The 443-nt window shown below is 33.2% G+C and carries 2 protein-coding genes; both read left to right on the forward strand.

Annotated elements, in window-relative coordinates; translation table 11 throughout:
• Nucleotides 1-102, forward strand: a 102-nt coding sequence (locus HC175_RS24870) for an elongation factor 1-alpha C-terminal domain-related protein (RefSeq protein WP_438865965.1), incomplete at its 5' end; no start/stop codon positions are given.
• A gap of 24 nt (nt 103-126) precedes the next feature.
• On the forward strand, nt 127-443 hold a 317-nt coding region (locus HC175_RS18770), incomplete at its 3' end, for a GDP-mannose 4,6-dehydratase (protein ID WP_168139716.1).

Genomic DNA, 443 nt, shown 5'->3' on the forward strand with positions numbered 1-443 from the left:
AGTTTAATGCTGGATTCTTATAGGGATAACCGTAATACAGGAAGTTTAATTCTAATCGATGAAAGCACTAATGAAACTGTTGCCGCGGGGATGGTTGTTTAGGATGTGTGCTCAAATAAAGGATTTATGATAAAAAGAAATATTTTGATTACCGGCGGTGCCGGATTTATTGGTTCTCATGTCGTTCGCCTTTTTGTTAATAAATATAAAAACTATAATATTTATAATTTGGATGATCTCACATACTCCGGTAACCTTGAAAACCTTCTAGATGTAGAGAGTTCTCAGAATTATAAATTTCTGAAAGGCAGCATTAATGATGCTAATGTTATAAATAACTTCTTTGAAGAGTATGAATTTGATGCTGTTATTCATTTAGCGGCTGAGTCTCATGTTGATAGGTCTATAGCAAATCCTTTTGCTTTTGTTGAAACAAATGTTCT

The organism is Salinimicrobium oceani (assembly GCF_012037645.1).